This window comes from Hydrocoleum sp. CS-953, from assembly GCF_002260545.1.
Classification (GTDB): domain Bacteria; phylum Cyanobacteriota; class Cyanobacteriia; order Cyanobacteriales; family Microcoleaceae; genus Trichodesmium.
Window position 1 is genome coordinate 1 of record NZ_LGSU01000486.1, and the last position, 3,287, is coordinate 3,287.

Genomic DNA, 3,287 nt, shown 5'->3' on the forward strand with positions numbered 1-3,287 from the left:
GAATAAGAGCGATCGCTCCTTGACAACCAGAAAAAGTTGTTTTATTTTTAAAGTAGATAAGTATTGTGGGGAAATATTGGCTCTTTTTTTAGAGCTAAAATAACTGTAGGGGTTTGGTCTCCAAACCCTAACCTGATAACTGATAACTGAAGTAACTGTAGGGGTTTGGTGCCCAAACCCTAATACCTTGATGCTCAACAAAAACCAGAATGAATTTTAACGAAGTCATATGAGGTCTCATTTATCCAAATTAGTCATAGCAAGAATTCAACTTCTGACTTCTAACTTCAAGATGGCGATCGCTAGATTCAGTTACCAGCTTTTCTCTGAAAGTAGAATAAAATATATCGAGCGTTCGATATAAGTTACTCACCATCCAAAAGATTAGTCACAACAAGAATTTTAACTTCTAACTTCTGACTTCTAACTTCTGACTTCAAGATAGCGATCGCTCTCTATTCAAATTAAATTGTTTGTAAATTCTGTAGCTGTGGCAGAGGTTTTCCCATTTCCTCATAAGCATAAACTAAATCTGCCAAAACTTGCTTCGCATTTTCCAGAGCTTCTTCATAAGATTCACCATGAGTTTGAGCGTACTTCCCCCATTCAGGTAAACTGGCAATATAAGTTTTATCCTCTTCAGACCATTGAATTAAAATACTATATTTCATTAGACATCTCCTTCCTCTAACCTAGCAAGTTCCTCTAACACTGCCATGACATTTTTCTCCTGATAAAGCTTGCCATCACTTCCATCCTTACCAGAAAAAATTACCGAAATATTGTGGTTTAAAGCCTCCCCTTTTAAGGGGATAATAAATAAAAATTTTCCTGTTCGTCAATCCTCTTCTTTTTANTATTGTGGTTTAAAGCCTCCCCTTTTAAGGGGATAATAAATAAAAATTTTCCTGTTCGTCAATCCTCTTCTTTTTAAGGAGAGGTAATTATTAATTATTAATTATTAATTATTAATTGTTAATTATTAATTATTTTATCTATAAAAAAAGGTGCGTGACGGCAAAATTTGTTGAGTTGCCCCCTAAATCAAAAAGAGGATGCCGTCACACACCCTACTATTTCTATCTACCGAAAAATCAAGTTTTCAACCCTTCTATTTCAAGATAAAAAAGAAAAAAATTTCCCTTTTAAACAATCCTCTGCTTGAAAAGAAGAGGTAATTATTAATTATTAATTATTAATTGTTAATTATTAATTATTGAACTGCCAACCGATCTTCCTTTACCAAAAAAGGCTCCAAAAAAAACACAGGTCACTCTCTAGAAGAATTAGACTTTGCCAATATTCCTTCACTATTCTGATAAACAGTCGTACCATTTCGTAACGCTTCAATTATATCTCGCAACGCGTGATAACCATCCACCCCTACATCCAAAGTCAACAATAACGGACAACCATCACCACTTAACTCAGTTTTTGCACAAATAACCTCTTGGTTTGGAGTTTTGGGGTCATCGCGATATTCCAGAGCAACTAAACCATCTTCCCGAAAATTATTTAACCGCCCTGCTACTCTTTCGCATCGTTCAAGTGGTTTCCAGTTTCCATCCATACCTCTCAGCATACCTAACCAGGGTTGTCTATTTTTACCATTGTCATACATGACCGTCCAAACTTGTCCATTTATATTAGTATCTTCTCTTAATTCGCAATAAAACTGATCGGTTTTTTTCACTAACAAAGGTGACCAACTTTGAACAATTTCAATACCTAAGGTGCCCACATCCATTAATAATGAAATTATAGGAATTGTCAGACCTACTACTCCTCCTATTGCTGCAATTCTCATATCTCGTCTCAAACTCACGATTTTCTCCTATCTATATATATAGTCGCTATAAATATTTTTTTAGGATGTTGAAATATAAACTCCATAAACTCCTAAGATTTTATCCAATTTTGTCTGAACAGTTTACGGAAAGGTTGAATTATTAAAATACAATTAAGGGAAGAGTTTTGTTAATTGGCGTTGCTGAAACACGGTATGAAATTCCTAAATAGCGGTGTAAGTCAGACCTATTATTTTCTTTCTTTCAAGGCGCGGAAAAAGCTCCTTTCTAGCTCCTGACTCCTGTAGGGGCGAATGGCCATTCGCCCCTACCACTCCTGTAAAATCATACTTTTATTCAGCAACGCCGTTAATTTAATTATTGAAGCAAAATATAATTAGGGGGGTTTTGTCTGGTGAAGTGATAATTATGGGATTGGATAAGCCAATATAGAACCCCTAAAGGGATCTATTTAAAAACAGAGGAGGGAGATGGGGAGATGGGGAGATGGAGAGATGGGGAGTATTAGATATCTCCAACTCATCCAATCATCAAATCAATTTTTACCCATAAATTATCAATTACTTCTCCCTATTCCCTATTTTTTGAGATACCAAATGGCTTCTATATAAGAGCAAACCTTCCCCACTATATACAGAATAGCACAAATAAATATTAAAAACCTTTTGCTGAAAATTTTTTCGGCTATTTTGAGGATATAGAGAATTTCATCTCAGTCAGGTATATCAGGTATAACATTCGTGGGCAAGATGCCTGCACTGAAGATTATGAAATAAGGCATCAAGCCTTCTAATTTCGCCGGAGGTACTGATAACTGATAACTGATAACTGAATTTCCTAACCTCCAGTCAGAGAATTTTTAATTAACTCAATTCCACCTTTGACAACTTCATAACCAAAAACCACAATTAGACCACTTAAAGTCGCCCCCATTACACAAAGCACCAACCCACCCAAACTAATAACACCATCATCATCCAACAAACCAAAACCAGTAACAAAAATCCCGATCGCTGGTAAAGTATTAGTACCCGGAATTGGAATCATCATCGAAATAGCCATCAGAGCGATCGCGCAACCAATAATAATTCTACCTACAAAACTCGTACAAATATAACTCAAGCGAGGACGAGATATCACCTCAATTTTCTGTAACCAAGGAATACCTTTTTTCAAAACACCTTGTACTTTCTCAAGAGAAATTGAATTATTTAACCAACTCTTAGGCAACCACGGAGTTTTAGAACCAATTATTAGTTGAACTGCCAATAAAAGTAATAAAATACCAAAAGGAATAGAGTAACCAGGAGCAGGAACAGGCAAAGCAGAAGGGAGAGATAAAATTACGAATAAAAAACCAAAAATTCTCTCTCCAGCCAAATCAATAATATCTCCCAAAGTAACTTTAGAAGCACATTCTTCATCAAAAAAATATCGTTGTAATTCTATAGATAATTTAGCCATAGATTTATCTTAAAT

At 35.3% G+C, this 3,287-nt stretch carries 3 protein-coding genes; all 3 read right to left on the reverse strand.

The genetic code is table 11. From position 1 onward, the window contains the following. Positions 1 to 464 precede the first annotated feature (464 nt). Entirely contained in the window at positions 465 to 671 is a 207-nt protein-coding gene (locus AFK68_RS04930; protein ID WP_094671830.1) for a type II toxin-antitoxin system HicB family antitoxin, read from the reverse strand. 599 nt (positions 672 to 1,270) lie between these two features. Further along, positions 1,271 to 1,825, reverse strand: coding sequence for a COP23 domain-containing protein (locus AFK68_RS04935; protein ID WP_246844001.1), 555 nt, complete (start codon positions 1,823 to 1,825; stop codon positions 1,271 to 1,273). An 820-nt stretch (positions 1,826 to 2,645) separates the two neighbouring features. After that, positions 2,646 to 3,272: an exopolysaccharide biosynthesis protein gene (locus tag AFK68_RS04940; protein WP_094671831.1), complete on the reverse strand. Its 627-nt coding sequence runs from the start codon at positions 3,270 to 3,272 to the stop codon at positions 2,646 to 2,648. Between the last annotated feature and the right edge of the window lie 15 nt (positions 3,273 to 3,287).

Coding starts and splice junctions, on each gene's coding strand:
- AFK68_RS04930 (WP_094671830.1), bottom strand. CDS start 671: ATGAAATATAGTATTTTAATTCAATGGTCTGAAGAGGATAAAACTTAT.
- AFK68_RS04940 (WP_094671831.1), bottom strand. CDS start 3,272: ATGGCTAAATTATCTATAGAATTACAACGATATTTTTTTGATGAAGAA.